16 protein-coding genes and 1 tRNA gene are annotated in these 21,083 nt (G+C 49.7%); 15 read left to right on the forward strand and 2 right to left on the reverse strand.

The genetic code is table 11. The annotated features are described in order from the left end of the window. Positions 1-107: 107 nt before the first annotated feature. Positions 108-455 (reverse strand): hypothetical protein, encoded by a 348-nt coding sequence (locus tag ACNRUY_RS14260; protein ID WP_488112316.1) that lies wholly within the window; start codon positions 453-455, stop codon positions 108-110. Positions 456-461: 6 nt separating this feature from the next. On the opposite strand from ACNRUY_RS14260, the gene ACNRUY_RS14265 reads away from it, so the two are divergent. The 13 genes from ACNRUY_RS14265 (at position 462) to queC (ending at position 17,783) form a co-directional block, all read left to right on the forward strand. Beyond that, positions 462-1,550 (forward strand): hypothetical protein, encoded by a 1,089-nt coding sequence (locus tag ACNRUY_RS14265; RefSeq protein WP_488112317.1) that lies wholly within the window; start codon positions 462-464, stop codon positions 1,548-1,550. Between the two features lie 74 nt (positions 1,551-1,624). After that, on the forward strand, positions 1,625-2,632 hold the full coding sequence (gene ruvB / locus ACNRUY_RS14270; protein ID WP_488112318.1) for a Holliday junction branch migration DNA helicase RuvB: 1,008 nt from the start codon (positions 1,625-1,627) through the stop codon (positions 2,630-2,632). Positions 2,633-2,851: 219 nt separating this feature from the next. After that, positions 2,852-6,868: a hypothetical protein gene (locus tag ACNRUY_RS14275; protein ID WP_488112319.1), complete on the forward strand. Its 4,017-nt coding sequence runs from the start codon at positions 2,852-2,854 to the stop codon at positions 6,866-6,868. A 231-nt stretch (positions 6,869-7,099) separates the two neighbouring features. Next, entirely contained in the window at positions 7,100-10,549 is a 3,450-nt protein-coding gene (locus ACNRUY_RS14280) for an ATP-binding protein (RefSeq protein WP_488112320.1), read from the forward strand. Positions 10,550-10,590: 41 nt separating this feature from the next. Beyond that, positions 10,591-11,076, forward strand: a complete 486-nt coding sequence (locus ACNRUY_RS14285) for a hypothetical protein (protein ID WP_488112321.1) — start codon at positions 10,591-10,593, stop codon at positions 11,074-11,076. Between the two features lie 109 nt (positions 11,077-11,185). Continuing rightward, the gene (gene tolQ, locus ACNRUY_RS14290) at positions 11,186-11,854 is read left to right on the forward strand and encodes a protein TolQ (RefSeq protein ID WP_488112345.1); all 669 of its coding nucleotides are present in this window, start codon (positions 11,186-11,188) and stop codon (positions 11,852-11,854) included. A 17-nt stretch (positions 11,855-11,871) separates the two neighbouring features. Beyond that, entirely contained in the window at positions 11,872-12,309 is a 438-nt protein-coding gene (gene tolR / locus ACNRUY_RS14295) for a protein TolR (RefSeq protein WP_488112322.1), read from the forward strand. Further along, entirely contained in the window at positions 12,310-13,131 is an 822-nt protein-coding gene (gene tolA, locus ACNRUY_RS14300; protein ID WP_488112323.1) for a cell envelope integrity protein TolA, read from the forward strand. Then, positions 13,128-14,480 carry a Tol-Pal system beta propeller repeat protein TolB gene (gene tolB / locus ACNRUY_RS14305; RefSeq protein ID WP_488112324.1) on the forward strand — a complete coding sequence of 451 codons (1,353 nt, stop codon included), beginning with the start codon at positions 13,128-13,130 and terminating at the stop codon, positions 14,478-14,480. The genes tolA and tolB overlap by 4 nt, the downstream gene beginning before the upstream one ends. A 218-nt stretch (positions 14,481-14,698) precedes the next feature. Further along, positions 14,699-15,262, forward strand: a complete 564-nt coding sequence (locus tag ACNRUY_RS14310) for an OmpA family protein (RefSeq protein WP_488112325.1) — start codon at positions 14,699-14,701, stop codon at positions 15,260-15,262. A 37-nt stretch (positions 15,263-15,299) separates the two neighbouring features. Then, positions 15,300-16,175: a tol-pal system protein YbgF gene (gene ybgF / locus ACNRUY_RS14315; protein ID WP_488112326.1), complete on the forward strand. Its 876-nt coding sequence runs from the start codon at positions 15,300-15,302 to the stop codon at positions 16,173-16,175. 248 nt (positions 16,176-16,423) lie between these two features. Then, entirely contained in the window at positions 16,424-17,074 is a 651-nt protein-coding gene (gene queE, locus ACNRUY_RS14320) for a 7-carboxy-7-deazaguanine synthase QueE (protein ID WP_488112327.1), read from the forward strand. 37 nt (positions 17,075-17,111) lie between these two features. Further along, the gene (gene queC / locus ACNRUY_RS14325; RefSeq protein WP_488112328.1) at positions 17,112-17,783 is read left to right on the forward strand and encodes a 7-cyano-7-deazaguanine synthase QueC; all 672 of its coding nucleotides are present in this window, start codon (positions 17,112-17,114) and stop codon (positions 17,781-17,783) included. 358 nt (positions 17,784-18,141) lie between these two features. On the opposite strand, the gene ACNRUY_RS14330 is transcribed toward queC, so the two are convergent. After that, positions 18,142-19,632 (reverse strand): M81 family metallopeptidase, encoded by a 1,491-nt coding sequence (locus tag ACNRUY_RS14330; RefSeq protein ID WP_488112329.1) that lies wholly within the window; start codon positions 19,630-19,632, stop codon positions 18,142-18,144. A 105-nt stretch (positions 19,633-19,737) separates the two neighbouring features. Here ACNRUY_RS14330 and ACNRUY_RS14335 point away from each other — a divergent pair. Together ACNRUY_RS14335 and nadA are read left to right on the forward strand one after the other, a co-directional pair. Next, positions 19,738-19,813: transfer RNA gene (locus tag ACNRUY_RS14335), tRNA-Lys, on the forward strand. A 206-nt stretch (positions 19,814-20,019) separates the two neighbouring features. Next, positions 20,020-21,063, forward strand: coding sequence for a quinolinate synthase NadA (gene nadA, locus ACNRUY_RS14340; RefSeq protein WP_488112330.1), 1,044 nt, complete (start codon positions 20,020-20,022; stop codon positions 21,061-21,063). Positions 21,064-21,083: the final 20 nt, after the last annotated feature.

Below are 21,083 nucleotides of genomic sequence, written 5' to 3' on the forward strand. Positions count from 1 at the left end.
CAAAATACCTGTCTCGTTACCTCGGGTGGAAAAGGTTTCTTAAAACTCAACTCTTCTCAGAGGAGGCTTTTTTAGATCAAGTTTCTATACATTGGGTAGAGCAACACTTAATTTGAACAGCGCCGGATATTCAGATTCCCGAGGGACGGTTCCAGATGTTTATTCCTTCTAGTGGTTCTCTGCCGGAAAGCGAGACTCGGGGCCATGAGGAAGGAAGCCGTTCGGGCTATCGCCTGACTATCGGTAAGATTCATCTCAATGGCCTTGAGCCCGTGCAGCTGGGCCACTCTGAAAGTGAGCACGGACTTTACGATCAGGAAAGTGCACTGATCAAAGCAGAGAGCCTGTCGTTTGAGCTTGAGTGTGTCCAGGAAGAAGGGGAAGAAGGCGAACCGCCGCGTGAGCTTGAGAGTGCCCATGAAGGGGGGGGAGAAGGTGAAAAAAAACTTCTTCATGCCAAATTGTATATCAGTATTGACGCACCAGAGTTAACCGGTGACACGAACCTGTTATCTCTTCTGGGTGAAAGTGTCAGCCGCTATTGTTATGGGGTTACAAAGCATCTTCCAGGTCTTACTGATGAATCCCAAGAAATAGAGCCGGAAACTGATAATCTGTGGGAGAGCGAGAGGACAGAAGTTCATCTCCATTCCAATGCAGTGAAAGTAAAAGTGCTTCAGGCGGAAAATTTGACAGATAAATACGATGTTCAGGCTAAAGGAAGCACAATCTCACTCATTGAGCTTAATGCTCAACACCGTCCAAATCTTGTTTCTGGGAAAACATCCGACAAGCCCCAGGTGGCTTTTAACCGTTTTGAGCTGGAAAAGCTTCAGGTGGGGGCTATTCAGATAAAAGCCGGTGAGTTGAGTCTTGATGAAGGCCTGAATGGAACTCTTTCTGTTACTGTGGGCGCCGACCTTGAGAATTTACTGAGTTCAGTTCCAAAGCATCTGCGCAAAGTGGTTACCGGCAACGATGCGGGAAGGCACCAAGTGGGAATTGAAGTGAAGCTTGACGTGAATGAAGGTGAAATTGACCTGAATACGTTATCCACAAAAGGCGTGAGTGATCCAGGTATAACCACCCTTCAAAAAACCATTGAAACAGTGATCAGACGATCTCTCGAGTCAGAACACACCCGGATCAGGGAGCGCTCTGACGGCGAGAAGGAAGTGAAGCTGCACCTGCTGCCGATGGCAAACATCCCTTCTGGGGTCAAGCGGAGCGCCTCTGATCCAGGACCTCAGCGTAAGGATGATAAGTCCGTTCTGGTGGATAAAGGGAAAATACGCCGGGTAAAATCCCTTGTTGAAGTGTTGCAGAGCAGGGTGACGGCGCTTAAGGCGAAAACGGGGAAGTTGCCGGAAGCATTGAATAAGAAGCTTCATGGCATGGGGTCAAAAGTTACCACCCAAAAAATGGGTGTGGGCCACACCAACATCTTAAAACCGGTTCCAGGAGAGCGAGGAAAAGTGTCGTTACCAGCACTTTTTGACGAGCTTGTGCAAGCGAAACTGGGACCGGACAGTCACTCTGGTCACGACTAGCGGAATCGCTATTTTTCCATTCGTTTATGTGGGCTGAAGTGGTAGTCTTAAAGGATCAGCGCACAGGCAAAGAGATGATAGAAGCAGACCGTTTGATTTCCGCCGAGCAGCGGCCCAATGAAGAGATTCAGAACCGTGCCATCCGTCCCGTTAAACTTCAGGATTATACCGGGCAACCGAAAGTCCGGGAACAGATGGAGATATTCATCCAGGCCGCCCGAATGAGGGGAGATGCTCTGGATCACACGCTGATTTTTGGGCCTCCGGGGCTGGGTAAAACCACTCTGTCGCATATTCTGGCCAATGAAATGGGCAGCAATATCCGGTCAACCTCAGGACCGGTCATCGAAAAGTCTGGGGATCTGGCGGCACTGCTGACCAACCTTGAACCCAATGACATCCTGTTTATTGATGAGATTCACCGACTGAGCCCAGCGGTGGAAGAGGTACTTTATCCGGCAATGGAAGATTATCAGCTGGATATCATGATTGGAGAGGGGCCTGCTGCCCGGTCCATCAAGTTGGACCTCCCGCCTTTTACTCTGGTGGGCGCTACCACTCGAGCGGGCCTGTTAACCTCACCTCTAAGGGATCGTTTTGGTATTGTCCAGAGACTGGAGTTTTACAGTGAGGCTGACCTCAGCACCATTGTCCTTCGCTCTTCCGGCATCCTGGGGGTGGCTATGGAAGAAGATGGGGCCCGAGAAATTGCCTGCCGGTCCAGGGGAACTCCCCGAATTGCCAACCGTCTTCTACGCAGAGTCCGGGACTTTGCAGAAGTGAAAAATAATGGCCGTGTTACCCGTCAGTTGGCTGATGATGCCCTGAATATGCTGGATGTGGATGCCCGAGGCTTTGACCATATGGATCGGCGGCTTCTGCTGGCAATGATTGAAAAGTTTGACGGAGGTCCGGTGGGGGTTGACAGTTTGGCCGCTGCCATCAGTGAAGAGCGCGATACCATTGAGGATGTCCTGGAACCTTTTCTGATTCAGCAGGGGTATATTATGCGAACGCCTCGGGGCCGGGTATTGACTCGAAATGCATATCAGCACTTTGGTCTTGATTATAAAGAGCCCTGAAGGGCTCCCATTCAGTTGCACCTTCACAAGATTGCGTGGACTCACTTTACTATCTGTACTGGGGTTGACTTTTTCCGTATATAGAGACCTTTCTTTTTTTATCAAGCAGGCTGTGAATTATCACCTATTATGCTCTCAAGGTTTATAGAGCAAAGAAGTATGTGCTTAAAATACATAATAGGCCCTAAGCGAAGGCTTGCTCTTTTTCTTGTTTTTATATTGATTTACGGTCTGCCCCTTGCCGTGTGGGCAATGCCTTCAGGGACAGAAAGTGGAGAGGAGGGTCATGGGGAGCAGGAGCAGGAGCAGGAGCCTGGGCCTGAGCCTGAGTCTGAGCCTTATACAATCGTCTCGCTTGAATTGCAGGCGTTGTATAGCGAAGCCTGGAAACTCGATCAAATGCGTAAGTTTCTTGCTTTGTTAAGAGACTATGGTCATGTGTTAGTTGCTGCGGATTATCGCTTTTTTTGGAGAAATAATGATGGAGAAAAGGAATTTGGCATTGAGATTGGTAAAAGTGTAGTTGGAGCAGCTTTGAACCCGACAGATACGCCAGGTGCTGAGGCTGCACAGGTCAATCGAAATCCTTTTGTATTTATGCCTCCTTCTCCTATGAGAGAGCAAGGCTCTCCATCCAGCCATCATAGCTCTCCAGCCTCAATGGAAGTCCATAATTTATGGTGGCTTCCATTTGTTGAAGGTAAAGAGGCTTACCCTGAGGAAATGGAAAGGAGTAAGCTGCCTCCATCTTTTGGTCATATTCGTATGAGCGAACTAGAGGAGGAGTCTGTCGTTTTATCTCCACAATACAGAGGGGAAGAGGAAAGTTATTTTCCCTCTGACTTTTTGCAGGTTTCTGGAGTTCTGCCGAAACCATCGCCTCTATCCTCGGTTCAGGAGGAAGATTATGAAGAGTCAGAGTCAGAGTCAGACAGGAGATTTATGGAGGAGGAGTTTAATGCGTTTATGACGGCCACGCTAAATAAAGGTCCAAGTTATTATATTAAACATGGCAAGCTTAATCCAGAGCAGCTGTATGTCGTTTATGTCATAAAAGATTATTATGGAGGTAATTTTGAAGTCATTGTTCCATTTGACACACTAAAGCGTCGGAAGCTTTCAGATATGATTTCTCCAGACTCAGAATATCCAATGAATAGTAGAGAATATCCGATTCCATCAGAGGAGGATAAGGAGAGTGTGAAACGAGCAAAAGAAAAAAAAATCAGGGAGGCTTTATTGTCGCTTCTTCGCAATTTTGAAGCAACGCATAACCCAGACTTGCCAGAAAGTAATATGATGCTGAATAGAAACTTTGGTTCTGGCATTTCTGCTCAGGTTAGTAATACGCTTTATCGTTTCAGAAGTCTTGCTATTAAGAGGACTCATGTGGCTCTTGATACCCGTGAGGAGGCTGAAAGGGTGATAGACGCATTGGGTGCTTATGTTGTTCTCTGTGAAAGGATTGTAAAAGAGTCTTTGGTGCCGGTTGTGTATTTATGGATATACAGCGAAAGGCTAAAGAAATTCATTATTTATTCTGTCCAAGGGGAGTTGCTGTATAACCAGTTTATAGATGTTATTCTTGCAGCTCCAGGAGTAAGTGTTGAAACAAAATTAAAAATAATTAATGATTTTTATGAAGGTATTAGCCCTTATAATGACTATGATTTTGAAAGGATTCAACAAAATCAGGGGGGCAGGGATGGAATAATGACTGTAAATACAGATATGAATCCAGGTAATTTCGTGTATGTGTCTGCAAGATTGAAACAGATGGATATTGTTCCAACGTATACTCAGCTAAATGGCCAGATGTCTCCAGTTAATGACCTTGTGATAGATATGTGGCCTGAAAGAAGAAGGAACCTGTATGCTATGAGTTCTGAACCTAGTTATCCGTACCTTTTTTTTTTAGTGCAAATGTTGGATCAAAGAAATAAAAGCAGAGATAAGGTTGTGAGGATGGCTCGGGTTGATTCGTATTCTGAGAATGATCGTAAGCTAATTAATGACTGGGAACAAATCTATAATAAATGTATGTCAATAACGTGCGAAATCAATTGGCTGATGAAGCGCATCCGAAAACTAAAATTACATAGCAATGCAAAAAAAGAAAGTGCTAGACAGGATAAAACAAGGGAGGATAAGTATTTTGATTATTTGCTATTTAGTCTTCAAATTGGAATGTTCGAAGAAGGTGTAGATGGTAATGCAGAATTTCATGGAGATGAGGTCTATGAAAATATTCAGTCAATGGATGATAGAACTTATTTGGAGAAAATGTTGGCTGCCCTAGTTCGGCTGGAGGAGAATATCAATTCTGCAAAGAAAAAACTTAAGAAAGGCGGGGGTGGAGTATCGAGCAAAAATAAATATGTTAGCGGTAGAATGAGGCAGTTTCAATTTGTTGAAGAAAATGAAAGGTATCGATATTATTTTAAGCGAATGTTCGGTTTTAAGTTTCCAGGGGTTTTTCCTGATAATATGTGCTTTTGGCAATCCTTGCTTGTGGTTCTTGAGAATATTTGTAAAAGGAGTGGCTTAAGCTATGAAAATCTATTTAATGGGAGGAATGCGAGAGACCTGATGATCGATGTGCAGAATCTACGGAATAGAATGCTTCAGGCTGGAGAGCATAGGACAACTTCTAGAGCGGATGAACCAGCTAGTTGGTTTGTTGCCGACGATGTTCCAGTGGTGTTGAGGTTTTTATATCAGCAGACAGGGATGAGGTTTCGCATCCTGTTGATTCATACTAATGAGGAATGGAATCCGGTGGGTGTTAGTTATCAGCATAATGAAGACGGTCAGACTGAGATTGATGTAATACATAATATTTCTGAAATAGCCAGATCTGCAAATATGCCTCATACGCTGGTTTTTTTTAATCATTTGCATGGAGCTTATACTAACCAACAATATGATCACTGGAGCCCTGTTTTATCGTATTCAAATTTAAATGTCGCGAGTTATTCTTTTAATCCTTTTTCATATCCGTCATCTGCTACTGGATTGGAGCCCATGACCGCTGCCTCACCTGCAACAACCTCACATCCTGAACAAAGTTCCAGGAAAAAGAGGCCGTCAGAGAGTGATAGTGAAGATCTTTATGTGTCAGTGCTTTCTAGTCTTGATCAGCTGCAACCTCCGTCCAAAAAAAATAAACCGGATAAAATGAGGAAAAGAACCTTTAATGTTGACAGGCTTGGATTTGCTCATTTTCCCGAGAAAACAAAGTATATTTACCCGGATAATAGTAAGGGAGGGTACTATTCCTATTCTGCCTATTTGAGGAAAGCTCTAGCGAATTTGATGCGCCTAATTCATCCTGAGGAATGGAGTGTTCTTGCAAGTTTCCTGGATGAGCTTCTTCCCAAAAATTACAGACCCCACCAACGTTATGGGAATAGTCATAATATGCTGGATTATGAGCCGTATTTTTTTGCATTCCTTGATTGGCTTATAAGAGATGTAGAAAAATCGACGGTCAATAAAAAACCTAATGGTATCGTGGTGTTCCAGCCGGTAGCTGGCTCTAATGAAAATAAACCTGTATATAACTGGTGGGTGTTCTGGCGAACTAAAAATGACAAGGGGACATCTATGCATCATTCACGTACAGGATCTTCTGATGACATTGCAGAGTTCTTAAGAAATCATCCCAGCTTTTATGCTTTGTATACTACGGCTCCAGCCCTGAGTTCAGAGCACTTCGTATTGCCATTTGAGGTTTCCGAATATACTTTGGTTCCGGGTTGGTGGGTTGTCATCCCTGATGAACAGATGCATCAACGTTGGGGCAGTGGTGTTTCAAGGGATGCTTTGGCAGAGAGTCATGACCCTGAACAGCTAGATAGTTTGGATATGACTCGCCTGTTAGAAGGGCTTGAATTTGCTTCAGGAGCGATGGTGGAAGGAGATCAAGGTGTTGAAGCATTAATTGGCAATTTGGGTGAACACAGGAATGACCTAGAAGTGGACGGTGAAGGTGATGACCAGGATGACTCATGGGATGATACCGATGATGCAAGAGATGGCACGGGCACAGGGCGCAGTCCGTTTCAAGGGAAGCAGGTTGCTTTTTTAAGAGAGAGCCCGTTGAATGTGACAAAGGAAAATACCCAGGGCTGCATATCTATCGTTAAATCTTACTCTCCTCTGTGTTTTGAACCAGTGCCTTTGTTAGCTCTCCCGGCTCAGATAATGGCTTATTTTAAACGAAATAGGTACTGATAACTAAGGCAGCATCACAGGGATGTGCTAGCTTGCTATGTATCGCTGGGATGATATGGGAGGTTATTAATGACTATGTATTGGGGGAGACGGTGTTTATTATGGTACCAGCGCGCCATATATCCTGATGATGAAGTGCACTGCATACATAGATGGTTATTTGTTTTTCATCAGCAGTAGTTCTTTGAAGAAAAACCCGTTTACAAACTGGACAGTGATGATCCTGTTGTTATGCCCAAATCGATCCGGCAAAAAATAACCCTCTATACTCTGGTTCCTGCTGTTGCGTTTTACAGTGTGGTAACGATTGTTTTTCTCTATTATGCCTTCAAGGCCGTTTCTTCTGAGATAAGCCGAAAACATCTTTATCAGGCACAGCAGTACGTTGCGGTCATTGATGGTAATGCCCAAAGGGTGCTTAAGGCAGGCAAGGCGCTTTCCCTTGGTCTTGATGGGTTAATCAACCATCCGGGCAGTCAGGCTTCTTATCTGAAAGCGCTTCTTGGCGACACGGATCTGGTGACAGGCATCGGGGTGATTAACTATGGAGGAGACCAGTTTCACAGGGATAAGATTTATACCCAGTATTGGTTAAAAACGAATGGAGAATTTCATGAAAGCTCGGGAATGCCTCCATTTTCAATTCCTGTTGACGAGATCGTTCCACTTTTAAGCAGTTCTTCTATCCTGACCCGTTGGTATGTCTATACAGGAGTTGAAAGGCGCAGGTTTCAATCCAGTTTGCTGGTATCGGTGCCTGGTAGCAATCAGTCTGTGATTCGCCTCGACATTGATGGGGCAAAGCTGACCGAGCCCCTTGTATGGAAGAACCCCAGAACACGACTGATGTTGCTTGACCCCGCTGGCAACGTGCTGTTCACCAGTGGCATAACGCTGCCAAAATACCGGACACTGGATGAGATTACTGCCCTTCCCCCCTGCAAGGGGTTTGGGGATATACAAACCACTGTTGAAAATGAAAACCCGGTTGCACGGATTTTGCTGGATCCTATTCGGCCGGCTACTGACCCTGAGCCATGCGGAATTTATCGAGAAGCGGTTCAAAGGGTTTCCTGGGAAGGGGAAAACATCAATTTTCGCTCATTTTCCCGAAGTGATAAAAGATGGGTAACGGCGATGCCGGTCCCTTCAACAAGATGGTATTTTGGCCTCAGCATGCTGGAGCAGGATGTTCTCGCCCCGGTTATGCGTCTGGGAATACTGGGAGCCTTTCTTATTGGAGGTGCTTTGTTGTTGACACTGGGGTGTCTGTGGGGGGTGTTGGGGAGAATCATCAGTCCCCTGAACCGCCTCAAAGAGCAAATGAATATGTTTGCCCTCAGTGGTGATACAAGGGAGGGAGAAAAGGATTCAAGGGACGAGGTGGCCAGCCTCAACAGAAGCTTTACCCGCCTGAAAAGCAGGCTGGCGGATAGGGAGCACGCACTGCAGCAGGCCAGAACCCATAATATGGGGCATTTGGTTCAGCAGCTGCGGGGGCACTATTTTTATTTTAATCTTGCCAGGGATGGCCGGATTACCTATGTAAGCCCTTCGATTGTCACAGTGCTGGGGTATGAGGTGGAGGAGTTTACCGGGCGCATTCAGCAGTTTTTGACAGCCTCCAAAATCAATCACCCTTTTTTCAATATTCTTGATGCCCTTACCGCGGGGTTGTGGCAGGAAGCTTTTGAAGTGGAAATGCGTCACCGGGATGGTTCTGTCCGGTTAGTTGAGATGTTTTGCACCGGCCATGCAAGCAGTCTCCCGAGGGGGCATTATCTGGATGATGAGGATGGAGAATCGCCGGGTACCGCCATTGAAGGCATGGGAAACGATATCACTCATCGCGTTCGTGATACCGAGAAGTTCAAATCACTGATCGCCGGTGCCCCCGACGCAGTGATAATCACCAATGAAGATGGGGTGATCAGCCTGGTCAATTCAAAGGTCGTCGAGCTTTTTAAATATCAGGATAAAGAGTTGCTGAACATGCCCCTTGATATCCTGATTGATCCGGACAACCGGGAACAATGTACTTTGCTAAGAAAGTTTGATCACTGTCAGAGTGACCTCCATTGTTTGAAGGCGGCTTTTTCCCGGGGTATTGACCAGAGTGGCCACAGCTTTCCCATGGAGGTTTCCAGCAACGTCCTGGATACCAGTGAAGGAGTATTGGTGTCCATTGTCTTAAGAGATATTACGGAACGAAAACTGATCGAACAGGAATTGCTGGCGGCCAAGGATCAGGCAGAGAAAGCCAGCCAGGCCAAGTCCATGTTTCTTTCCAATATCAGCCATGAACTCCGTACTCCATTGAATGGTGTGTTGGGTTATGCACAGTTGTTACTGGCGGATAAAGGTGTCCCTGAACGGTACCGGCTCAATCTTTCCTCTCTTGAGGCCTGCGGGTTGCACTTGCTGACGCTGATCAACGACATTCTGGACATGACAAAAATAGAAAGTGGAGGTGTCCGGCTTGATCCTCAACCTTTTAATCTGCGGGCCACACTGAATACCGTGTTGGCAAATGTCTGCGAACTGGCCAGGGAGAAGTCACTGGTTCTGAGCCTGAATGTGGAAGACACCATTGCTTCGGAAATTATCGGGGATAATGTCAAGCTCAGGCAGGTATTGATCAACCTGGTGGGGAATGCGGTTAAATTTACCGAAAAGGGGTCGGTATGCATCAATGTTTCCCAGACAGTTGCCCAGAAAGGCGACCAGCTGCTTTTTGAGGTGATTGATACGGGCATCGGTATCTCGCAGGTTGATATGCAAGAACTGTTCAAGCCATTCAGTCAGTTGGGAAAGGGGCAGAACCAGGGAGGAACCGGGCTGGGGCTGGCGATCAGTTACCGTCTTGTCAGGGCAATGGGGGGGGATCTGCAGGTGTGCAGCGAGCTGGATAAAGGCAGCCGGTTTTTCTTTGCCATCCCTGTTCGAACCAGTGATATGTCCAATGGCAAGGAACTGGCAAGAGAAAAGATTAATCAGATGATCGATAGTACATCCGATGATCAGACCATGTGGCAGATTCTGGTTGTGGATGACAGCTTTAACAACCGGGATATGCTGGTGCGTGCATTAAAAGCGCGAAGGTACAAGGTGGATGCCGCTGAGGACGGTGAAGAGGCTCTGGAGAAGTGCCGTGAGACGTATTATGACCTGGTCCTGATGGACCTTCGAATGCCAAGGCTGGATGGAGTTGCAGCCACCCGTGCTATCCATGGAATGCCTGAAAGACAAACCATGAAAATCATGGCGATTACTGCCAGTGTGTCCGAAGAGACCCAGCTGAAAATCGTTGAAGCCGGCTTTTGTGGTTTTGTGACCAAACCGGTGCATTTTGATGAGTTGTTCAGCGCTATTCATCACCAGCTCCAGAACCGGAATGGAGCAGGGCGAAAACCGGATAACCTCTTGAGAGTTCAGGAAATGATGGAGGCTATTGGCCGGATGCTTGAGCTGGGGGATGTGGAGGCTCTGGCGGAAAAAGCCACTGGCTGGCTTGACCAGCCCGGTTATGGCCAGTACCCCCCGGTGATTATTCAGTTGTGCAAGGAGCTTGATCTCCAGGCGCTGGAGGCGCTTTATCACTCACTGAAAGAAGGGGATTATAGTGTGAACCAGGGGGGTGGTTGTTGGTCTAAAACGGATCACAATCAGCAGAGTTTCTGAGGGGATCTTATGAAAAAAAGCTTATTGGCAGGAGGATACTTATGAGCCCACAACCACGAAATTTGTTTGACTATTTTCTTGTATGCGTGCTGGTGTGGGGGTTATCAGGGTGCAGCCAGCGCGTACAGATAGACGCCGAGCCTGTTGCCCCTATGGGGGGAGCAAGGTTTTCTGCCACTGAAAATGCCTGCAGAACCCTGATTCTTTCTGCCTCTGTTTTGCCTCTGGATATTTATCACATGGGGTTGTGCTATGAGCAGGGGTTGTCTGTAGCCTCTTCCACAGCCCAGGCCATCGCGCTTTATCAGGAAGCAGCCCGCTGGGGGGTTCCTGAAGCCAAGGTTGCCTTGCAGAGGTTGCATCAGCCGGTACCGGAAGCCGAGTTACGACAGCGCCAGGAGCAGATGGGTAACCAGATCCGGCGGGAGCGTGATGACTCTGTTTATCGCCAGCTTGAGCAGGAAAGAAGTCGTCTCCTCCATGACAGCCGCTATCGAACCCGCTGTGGATTGCACTGGTGTTATTGATTTTCCGGGAGTTTGTCAGGGGTTAACCGATACCCGATCGCGTTTTGGTGTTATGATCGGGGGCATTTCCTGTTGATTGACGGTAGTGAGGTTGTCGGTGACGGATAGCATGTCATTGTGGTCGCTGATTGGCAATGCCAGCTGGGTTGTCCTGTTGGTGCTTTTTATGCTGGTAGCGGCATCGGTTGTTTCCTGGATGATGATTATCCAGAGGGGGCTGCTGCTCCGGAATGCCCGGCAGGCGATGCTGGCTTTTGAGGACCGGTTCTGGTCAGGCATGGATCTGATTGAGTTATATAAAGATGTTCAGGCCAATGACAACCCCGATTCCGGGCTGGAACAGATCTTCAAGGCGGGCTTTACCGAATTTACCCGCCTGCGAAACCAGGGCACCGCGGATCCCGATGCGGTGATGGAAGGTACTCAGCGAGCCATGAGGGTCGCGATATCCCGGGAGCAGGAAAAGCTGGAAACCCATCTGCCGTTTCTGGCCAGTGTGGGCTCCACTTGTCCCTACGTGGGACTGTTCGGCACGGTTGTCGGGATTATGAATTCTTTTCGAGGTCTGGCGGTAGTTCAGCAGCCCACCCTTGCATCGGTGGCACCGGGTATTGCTGAAGCATTGATGACCACCGCAGTCGGTTTGGTGGCCGCCATCCCGGCGGTTGTTGCCTACAATCGATACGCTTCCCTGGTGGACGCTCTGATGTCCAATTACGAAACCTTTGCTGATGAGTTCTCCAGTATTCTTCATCGCAAGGTTCACAGTCGGACATAGCGGCGCGGAGCAAAACCATGGCGCAAGCAAAAAATCGCCGGAAGCCCATGTCGGAAATCAACATGGTGCCTTTCATTGATATCATGATGGTGTTGCTGGTCGCTTTTATGATCAGTGCCCCCATGCTGACCCAGGGAATCAAGGTCGAACTCCCCAAAACCAACAGTGATGCCATCCCCCTTCCTGAAGATAAAGAGGTGTTGATCCTCTCGATCAAGGCCAGTGGGGAATACTACATGGATCTGGGGTCAACCCGGGAAAAAGCCCTTCAGCTTTCCTCGTTAATGGAAAAAGTTGGAAAAGTGGTGGCGGCCAGACCCGGTATCCAGGTTCTGGTCAAGGGGGATACCCGTGTTGACTACGGTTCGGTCATTGAGCTGATGGCTGGAATTCAGACAGTAGGAGTCGCCAATGTCGGATTAATTACCGATCCGGTGGTGCTGGAAGGGAAGTAAATGAAGAGGTGGTTCTCCAGGGTTTCTGCAGCCCTTATTCATGGTTACAGTTTCCCGGTGTTTCTCTCTCTGGTGCTTCACGCTGTGATCGGCGTGGCGGTATTTGCCAGCTGGGAGCGTCACTCAGAGGTACGGTTTAAGCCCCCGGCGCACATTACGGCGGCTTTGGTTGAGCTTCCTAAGGAAAGGGCAAAACCGGTGGTGGATGATTCGGCCAGGAAGAAAGCGGCAGCCCTTAAAAAGGAGCAGAAGGCTCGCAGGCAGGCTGAAGCCCGCAAAAAGGCGGAACAGAGAAAAAAAGAAGAGCAGAGACAGAAGGCGCTGGCCCTCAAAAAGGAAAAGGAGCGCCGGGAAAAAGAAGCCGCCCGGAAAAGAGAAGAGGTTGCCCGCCAGCAGCGGGAAGCGGCGGTGAAGAAAAAACAGGAAGAGGAGCGCCGCAAAAAGCAGCAGGAAGATATGCTCAGGGCTCTGGAGCGGGAGCAGGAGGCCAGGGAGCAGGCTCTTCAACAAGAGCATGACGAACAGCAGGTGGCAAAGTACAGCTCCTTGATTAAAAGTCTGGCGGCTCAATACTGGAACAGACCTCCCAGTGCCCGCAACCATATGGTGGCTGAGTTCCGCATCAGTCTGTCACCCTTTGGCGATGTGCTGGATATTTCCATGGTAAAGTCCAGCGGTAATGACGAATTTGATCGCTCGGTTATCCAGGCAATCAAAAGGGCGTCGCCTTTTTCTGAGTTAAAACAGCTGGATCGGCGGGTATTTGATCAGTACTTCCGCCGTATTATTTTCCGGTTCAAGCCCGAGGATCTGGTGAGATGAGGCCTATACTGAAATTTTTAGCACTGTTTGCCTGCCTGCTGATGGTACAGCAGGTTCAGGCAGAGCTGACCATTGAGGTCACCCGGGGGAATGACCAGGCGGTCTCCATGGCGGTCTCCCCTTTCGGCTGGAAAGGGGAGAAAGTTCTGCCGGAAGATCCCGCAGCCATCATTGATAATGACCTCAAACTCAGCGGTCTTTTCAGGCCTCTGGCCCGAAGCAGCATGCTGAGCTTTCCTTCTAAAGAGTCTGACGTGTATTACCGGGACTGGAAGGTTCTTGGAGCTTCTTATCTGGTAACGGGAGAGGTGAGTCACAGTGGTCAATTCTATACTCTGAATTACCAGCTATACGACATTGTCAGGAATAAGCGGATTGCCAGTGGTGGTTTTACCGGGCTTGAAAGCCAGCTTCGTGGAATGGCCCATCGTGTCAGTGATGCGGTGTATGAAAAAATCACTGGCCTTAAAGGTGATTTTTCAACCCGCATTCTTTACGTAACAGCCCGGCAAGCGCAGAGTGGATCGTCTAAAAAAACACAGATGGACTACCAGCTGAATTACGCCGATGCCGATGGCAAGCGTGATCGTAAAGTGTTCAGTTCCAAAGAGCCGATTCTTTCTCCCAGCTGGTCACCGGATGGCACCCGTGTCACCTATGTTTCATTTGAAACCGGACGACCGGCTATTTACCTTCAGGAACTGGCCACCGGAAAACGTGAGCGCCTGACCCGTTTTAAAGGGTTGAATAACTCTCCGGTCTGGTCGCCGGATGGCCAGTCCATTGCCATGGTGCTTTCCAAGGACGGTAACCCCGATGTTTATGTTCTGGACCTGAAGACCCGGAAGTTCAGTAATGTGACTTCACACTACGCTATTGATACTGAGCCTGACTGGATGCCGGATGGTAAGAGTCTGGTATTTACCTCCAACCGGGGAGGAAGCCCCCAGGTGTATCAACAGGCTGTTCGCCGAATGGCCAATGGAGAAACGGTTCCAGAAGGCAAGCCCCGGCGGCTGACCTTCCAGGGGCGGTTTAATGCCCGGGCCAAGGTCTTCCCTGACGGGAAATCCCTGGCACTGGTTCACAAAGGTCAGGGCGCCACGGACTTTAATATTGCAGTACTTGATCTTGACACAGACCGGCTGCGCCTTCTTACATCCTCAAAGCTGGAGGACTCTCCCAGTATTGCGCCTGGTGGCAGACGGCTGATCTATTCTGCTCAAGGTGGCAGAAATGGCGAATTGGGTATAGTGTCTGCTGATGGTCGGGTGAAACACCGGCTTCCTTCAGCTGCCGGTGACGTTCGCGAGCCAGCCTGGGGGCCCAGCGTGGACTTGAAGCGTTGAGAGGTTTTGTTTGAGGTCGCCCCCATCCCCTGGTATCCGGACTGGTCGGGAAACCTCAGTTCTGTTAGTGTACTGCAAAAACAGTTATGGGCAGAAAATGACGCCCACACTGAACCATGGGAATGCACAGCCTGTTGTAAGTTCGGCAGGCCGCTGGTAGCGGCATTTTCATAGTAAAATCATTGAAATCTTAATTCAGAGAACGACTGGAGTCTGACATGCAATTTGCCAACGTTGTCAAGGCCGCTGCACTTGCTGTAACTGCCATCTGGCTGGCCGGGTGTGCTTCCACCGGAGGGGAAAGCACCTCTTCCGCCAAGACCGAGCCTGTATCCACGGTTGAAGATGAAGTCATGGTTGAGGTAGAGCCGGTGCTGGATCCTGCTGTTCAGGCGGTGGTTGACAGTGGCCGGATTGATGCTTCTCCGGAACAGATTGAAGCTTTGCTGGACAAGAAGACTTACAACTTTCCGTTTGACAGCTCCAAGCTGGGCCAGGAAGACTATAAGGCACTCGACGTTCAGGCAGCTTACCTGAACTCCAGGGAAGGCGCTGACAAGAAAATTGTTATTCAGGGTCACACCGATGAGCGTGGCACCCGTACCTACAACCTGGCTCTGGGTGAGCGACGCGCTAACACCGTTAAGAACTACCTGGTAGCCAAAGGGGTTGCTGCAGGCCGGATTGAAGTCATCAGCTTCGGTTTTGAGAAGCCTCTAGACCCGGCTCACAATGAAGCGGCCTGGGCCATGAACCGTCGTGCTGTGATTGTTGTTGATTAAGGGTTGTCCACTGAGTTTCAAAAGGGGGCGGGACTGAATGAGAGCAGGAAATTCGCACAGGAAGCGTCGTGGCTGGTGTGCTCTGAAATACTCTGCAATGATAATGGGGTTGGTCAGTAGTTATGCAGCAGCGTCTGTACCCATAGAGCAGTCTCGTCCCATTGGTGTCGACAATGCGCCCATCAGCAGTGCCCAGGACGACGGTGAAAAGGTTGAAAGTTCACCGGCTCCATCCGTCTCTCCTGCTGCTGCAGACTCTTCAACGGCCTATTTGCTCAATACCATTGAACAGATGCGCCAGGAGTTGATGGAGCTTCGCGGTCAACTGGAAGAGCAGGGATTTCAGTTGGAACGGCTCCAGCAGGAAAATCGTGACCGCTACCTTGATCTTGATGAGCGGATCTCCCGGTTAAATCAGAGCGGCGGTAAGACGGTTGCATCAGGCAGCCGGTCTCCGTCGACAACCACCCCGGTAAAAAAGGCAACCGGTAAGAGTGGCTCTTCCTCAAAGGTGTCTGGTAATGAGGCATTGAAAGGTGAGGAAGAGGCTTATCAGGCGGCTTTTGGTCTGATTCGGGGCAAACAGTTTGATCAGGCTCGAGAGGCTCTGAAGAAGCAGCTGACTGCCTACCCTAAGGGGCGTTACGCCGATAATGCTCAATACTGGCTGGGGGAGGTTGAGATGGCCCAGGGACAGTACCAGCCAGCCCGGGATGCTTTTCAGAGTGTGCTGAATGACTATCCGGGCAGTCCGAAGGTTCCCGATGCCAGCTATAAGCTTGGCCGTCTGCACGACCTTCTGGGGGATAAGGATAAAGCCCGAAGCTTGCTGGAATCGGTGATTAAAAAGTACCCGGATACGGCAGCGGCACGGCTTTCTGATACTTATCTGAGAGCGATGGACGGTTCCTGAGTCGCTCTCCTTTCTTTCTAGCGGCCTGCCCGACAGGCTGCCAGGCAATCGTGCTGGAGGTGTTGTCTTCAGCGCGGCTTGCTTATCTGTTCATTCCCTTTCTTTCGCTGTTCTGCGAGAATTGCCCTCTTTTTTTATCTCATTAAGTGCCTTGGTCATTGAGCGGAATCTTCTGTGTATTGGGTTCTTTTGGCATAAGGTGGGTGTTGGATTTCTGAGGGGGAAGCCCTCTACTGTGGGTGTGACCAATGTCGGCAGAAATGCTCCGGGTGTCAGAGATATTCTATTCCTTGCAGGGTGAGACCAGAACCATGGGGCTTCCTACGGTTTTTGTCCGGCTGACAGGCTGTCCTCTTCGTTGTCGCTGGTGCGATACAGAATATGCGTTCAAAGGGGGGGGGCTGATCAGTTTGCAGGATATTATTGGCAAAGTGTCAGAGTATCGCCCTGCCTATGTCACGGTCACCGGCGGAGAGCCCCTGGCTCAGCCTGGTTGTCAGCGATTGTTGGCTCTGTTGGCGGATCAGGGGATTGAGGTTTCCCTCGAAACCAGTGGTGCCATGGATCTGTCTGGAGTGGATGCCCGTGTGGTTAAAGTGATGGATCTCAAGCCGCCCGCTTCCGGAGAGGTGCATCGAAACCTTTATGACAATATCCAGTACCTTGACCGGCGGGACCAGGTCAAATTTGTGATTGCCGATCGCGATGATTATGAGTGGTCGGTATCGAAACTGATGGAATATCAACTTTCTGAACGTGTGTCAGATGTGCTGTTTTCTCCGGTCAGTGGTGAGCTTCCTCCGGAGCGGCTGGCTCAATGGATTCTGGATGACCGCTTGCCGGTCCGGTTTCAGATTCAGTTGCACCGGGTGATCTGGGGTGACCAGACGGGGGTTTAAACCGGACTTTCCTGTTTCAAAAAGAGAATCGATTGATATGAAAAAAGCAGTGGTGTTGTTATCCGGAGGCCTTGACTCTGCAACGGTTCTGGCAATAGCCAGGGATCAAGGGTTTGAGTGCTATACCGTCAGTTTTGATTATGGCCAGCGCCATCGTTCTGAGCTGGAAGCCTCCGTTCGTGTGGCAAAGGCGATGGGGGCCAGGAGCCACAAGGTATTGAAGCTAGACCTCCGGGATATCGGTGGTTCGGCATTGACCGATGATGATATTGATGTTCCTGGTTTTGGTGGTGAAGGTATTCCTGTCACTTACGTCCCTGCACGCAATACCGTATTCCTTTCTCTGGCCCTGGGATGGGCTGAAGTGATTGGGGCCCGAGATATTTTTATCGGTGCCAACGAAGTGGATTATTCCGGATACCCTGATTGTCGTGGTGAATACCTTCAGGCCTTTGAGACAATGGCTAATTTGGCGACCAAGGCGGGTGTAGAGGGAGATCATTTTCATATTCGCGCCCCCCTGCTGGAATTGAACAAGTCCGATATTATCCGCGAAGGTGTCCGGTTGGGGGTCGATTATGGCATTACGGTGTCCTGTTACCAGGCGGATGATCAGGGACGTGCCTGTGGAGAATGTGACAGCTGCTGTTATCGCAGAAAGGGGTTTCAGGAAGCCGGGGTGGAGGATCCGACGCCTTATCAGCATTAAGTGCTAATTAATCATTAGTTAAACTCCTGGCTATGCCGGGGAAGCTCGCATAGGTTGCACTGTGGCTTCGCTAGCTGATCTTGATGTTTCCGCCATAATCTATTTACCGTTTTCCCTCACCCCAGCCCTCTCCCAGAGGGAGAGGGGGCTTGTTGGTGCAAATTGTCAAAGTCCTTCCCTTGGAGGGAGAGGGGGGGGGCATATTTTTAAAGCCGTCCCCTGAAGAGAGAGTTTGGGTGAGGGCAAAAGTCAGCAAGATCGTCTCCCAGGTCTTTTGGTCAAGAACCAAGGCTTTGATCAGCACCCTTGGATGCAATAAAAGCCCTTTGAAGGTGTTTCATCCAGGCTTTGCCGAAGGTCAGTTAAAATGCGACTTGGGATAGCCGCAGCCCTTATCCAGTGGGTAGATAGGGCGGCGCAGGTGCTGGAAAGGAAAAAGACGGTAGTCAGAACTGGTGCAGCCTTCCCCATCCAGCAGTTTGTGGTTGCGGGTGATCGTGTTAAAGCTGGCACGGTGGTGGATTCTGGATTTTAAAACCAGCAGGTGCTTCTGCTCCGGGTTAATGCCTGCAGCGATGAAAATTCCTTTGTCCCAGGGTTCAACATGATGGGAGACAATGATGATTTCCATGGAGCCAGTGTCCAGGACAGCAGAGTGGCCCAGGTCCACTTCCACTCCATGATACATGTCGCCGTGAATAATCCACTTGCCATCAAACAGGGATTTGACGCAGCCAGTGAGGGTGAGTGGAGCCCCTTTCAAGTTAAGGCTTGGGATATCCGTTTTGCCGCCCAGTTCCAGAGTGATGGTTTCACCAATACCCGCCTGTTGCATTCTTTTTACGGATGCCGGATCCCAGACGGCAGCGACGGCCACCTTCTCCAAGGTCAGATCATGAATGGCTTTTATCGCGGTCATAACGTCCTGGGTTCCTCCTGAACCACAGTTATCTGAGTGATCCAGCAATACCTGTGTGCTTTTTTCCTTTCTGGCCTGTTCAAGGGTGTTTATCAGGTCGCAGCCCTGATAAACCATCTGCGGCCTCTTTTGCCAGGCTTCTTCAAGGATTTCCGCAGTCAGTTGATGGGCCAGCGGCTGATTGTTATTGGTAATGACGATGACTGAAGGTGAGGTATAAGGCGTGTCAGACAGAGGAAAGCCTCCAAAGAAACTGATGTCCAGTACGTCTTCGTGATTTTCCAGCTGGCGGCAATGGGCCATGATGCTGGCAAAAGGTTCGTCATCGGTTCCCTGGCGAAGCGTGTGGGGAAGCACCGGTATACGACCAAAGCCCATTGTGGGGCGGGCAGCCCCGGTTAATCCGGCTTCCAGTATCCGGGCAGCCCGAAGCCCGGTTTCCCTCATGTCAATATGGGGGTAGGTCTGGAATCCCGTTATAACATTGGCATTCTCAACCATTCGTTCGCTGATGTTGGCGTGGAAATCCAATGCGACCGCAATGGGTTTTTCCGGATAAAGGGTTCGTAATTTTTGCAGTAGCAGTCCTTCAGCGTCAGTACTGGTTTCCGTCACCATGGCGCCGTGAAGATCCAGCAGCAGGGCATCCGCCTTTTCGGACGCGGCCATGATTTTACCGGCCAGGCTTTCATAACAGGCTTCCGACATGGGGCCTGAAGGCATGCTTTCGGCGGCGATGGGGGTGACTACCTCCCAGGAGTGCGCCCTGGCAAAGGTCAGATAGCCTCCGGTAGGGGTATTGGTTGAGAGTAACCGGGACTCTATTTCCTGATTTTCGATCAGGCACCACTGGCGAAAGCGTTCTTCATCAGTGATGATCGGGGAGAAGCTGTTGGTCTCATGTTTAAACATGGCAACCAGGACGCGCATTGGGCTTTCCTCGGTAAAGGGATGACTATTGAGAATAGACACTGACTCAGTGGGGAGGATAAAATTCTTGTAAACCCGGCCGGGTTGCGTATAATTTCCGGCCACGGGTCGTTAGCTCAGTTGGTAGAGCAGTTGGCTTTTAACCAATTGGTCGTAGGTTCGAATCCTACACGACCCACCACTCTTCTGTTTCCTTCCCTTCTTTTTTTACCTTCCTCTGGCCTTGAAATAATCAGTGCTGATGATGCCTGCGAGCTGTGATAGACTACCCGCCAGTTTTTGATAGAGGAATTCGCGGACACTTTACTGTGGGGGTGCTCTTCCAGCTGTCTTCGATAGAAGGGTGCAGTCAGGGACAGGTAAAGTGCTTTGCCGGGCGCAAGCTTTATGAATGCAGTGATAGACAGAGAGCTCGTTCAGGGCCATTTGCAGAAGGCTCCAATGGTGCCGGTGGATCCGGCGGTGAACGAAGCTAAAAAGAAAAGAATCAGGGCGCTCCTGGATGAGAAGAGAGCGGTTCTGGTGGCTCACTATTACACTGATCCGGTTGTTCAGGAGCTGGCCGATGAGACCGGTGGGTTCATTGCGGATTCCCTGGAGATGGCTCGCTTTGGGGCCCGTCACCCCGCGGATACACTGGTGGTTGCCGGTGTCCGGTTTATGGGGGAGACCGCCAAGATTCTGAGCCCTGAAAAGCAGGTGCTGATGCCCACGCTTGAGGCAGAGTGCTCCCTGGATCTGGGCTGTCCGGTTGAAGAATTCTCTGCCTTTTGTGATCAGCATCCTGACCGGGAAGTGGTGGTTTATGCCAACACCTCGGCTGCGGTGAAGGCTCGTGCTGATTGGGTGGTGACTTCAAGTTGCGCTCTGGATATTGTTGAGCAGCTGGACGCGGAAGGTAAATCCATCATCTGGGGGCCTGACAAGTACCTGGGAAGTTACATCCAGAAGCAGACCGGTGCTGATATGCTGTTATGGGACAGCAGTTGTATTGTTCATGAAGAGTTCAAGGCCAGGGGTATTCTTGACCTGAAAAAGGTGCATCCGGACGCCGCTGTGCTGGTTCACCCTGAATCCCCGGATGCAGTTGTAGAGCTGGCGGATGTGGTGGGTTCCACCAGTCAGCTGCTCAAGGCTTCCATGGAGATGCCTAACGACACCTTTATTGTGGCCACGGATCGTGGGATTTTCTACAAAATGCAGCAGGCCTCACCGGATAAGCAGTTCCTGGAAGCGCCTACGGCGGGCAGCGGTGCCACATGCCGGAGCTGTGCCCATTGTCCATGGATGGCCATGAATTCACTGGATGCGTTGCTGGGTTGCCTTGAAGAGCCGGGCGAGATGAATGTGATTGAGGTCAGTGAGTCGCTTCGGACACAGGCATTGAAGCCCTTGCAGCGAATGCTGGATTTTACGGCTTCAGCTAGATAATGAAATAAGGGCTCCTCTGG

The sequence above is a fragment of the Endozoicomonas sp. Z74 genome (assembly GCF_057680865.1).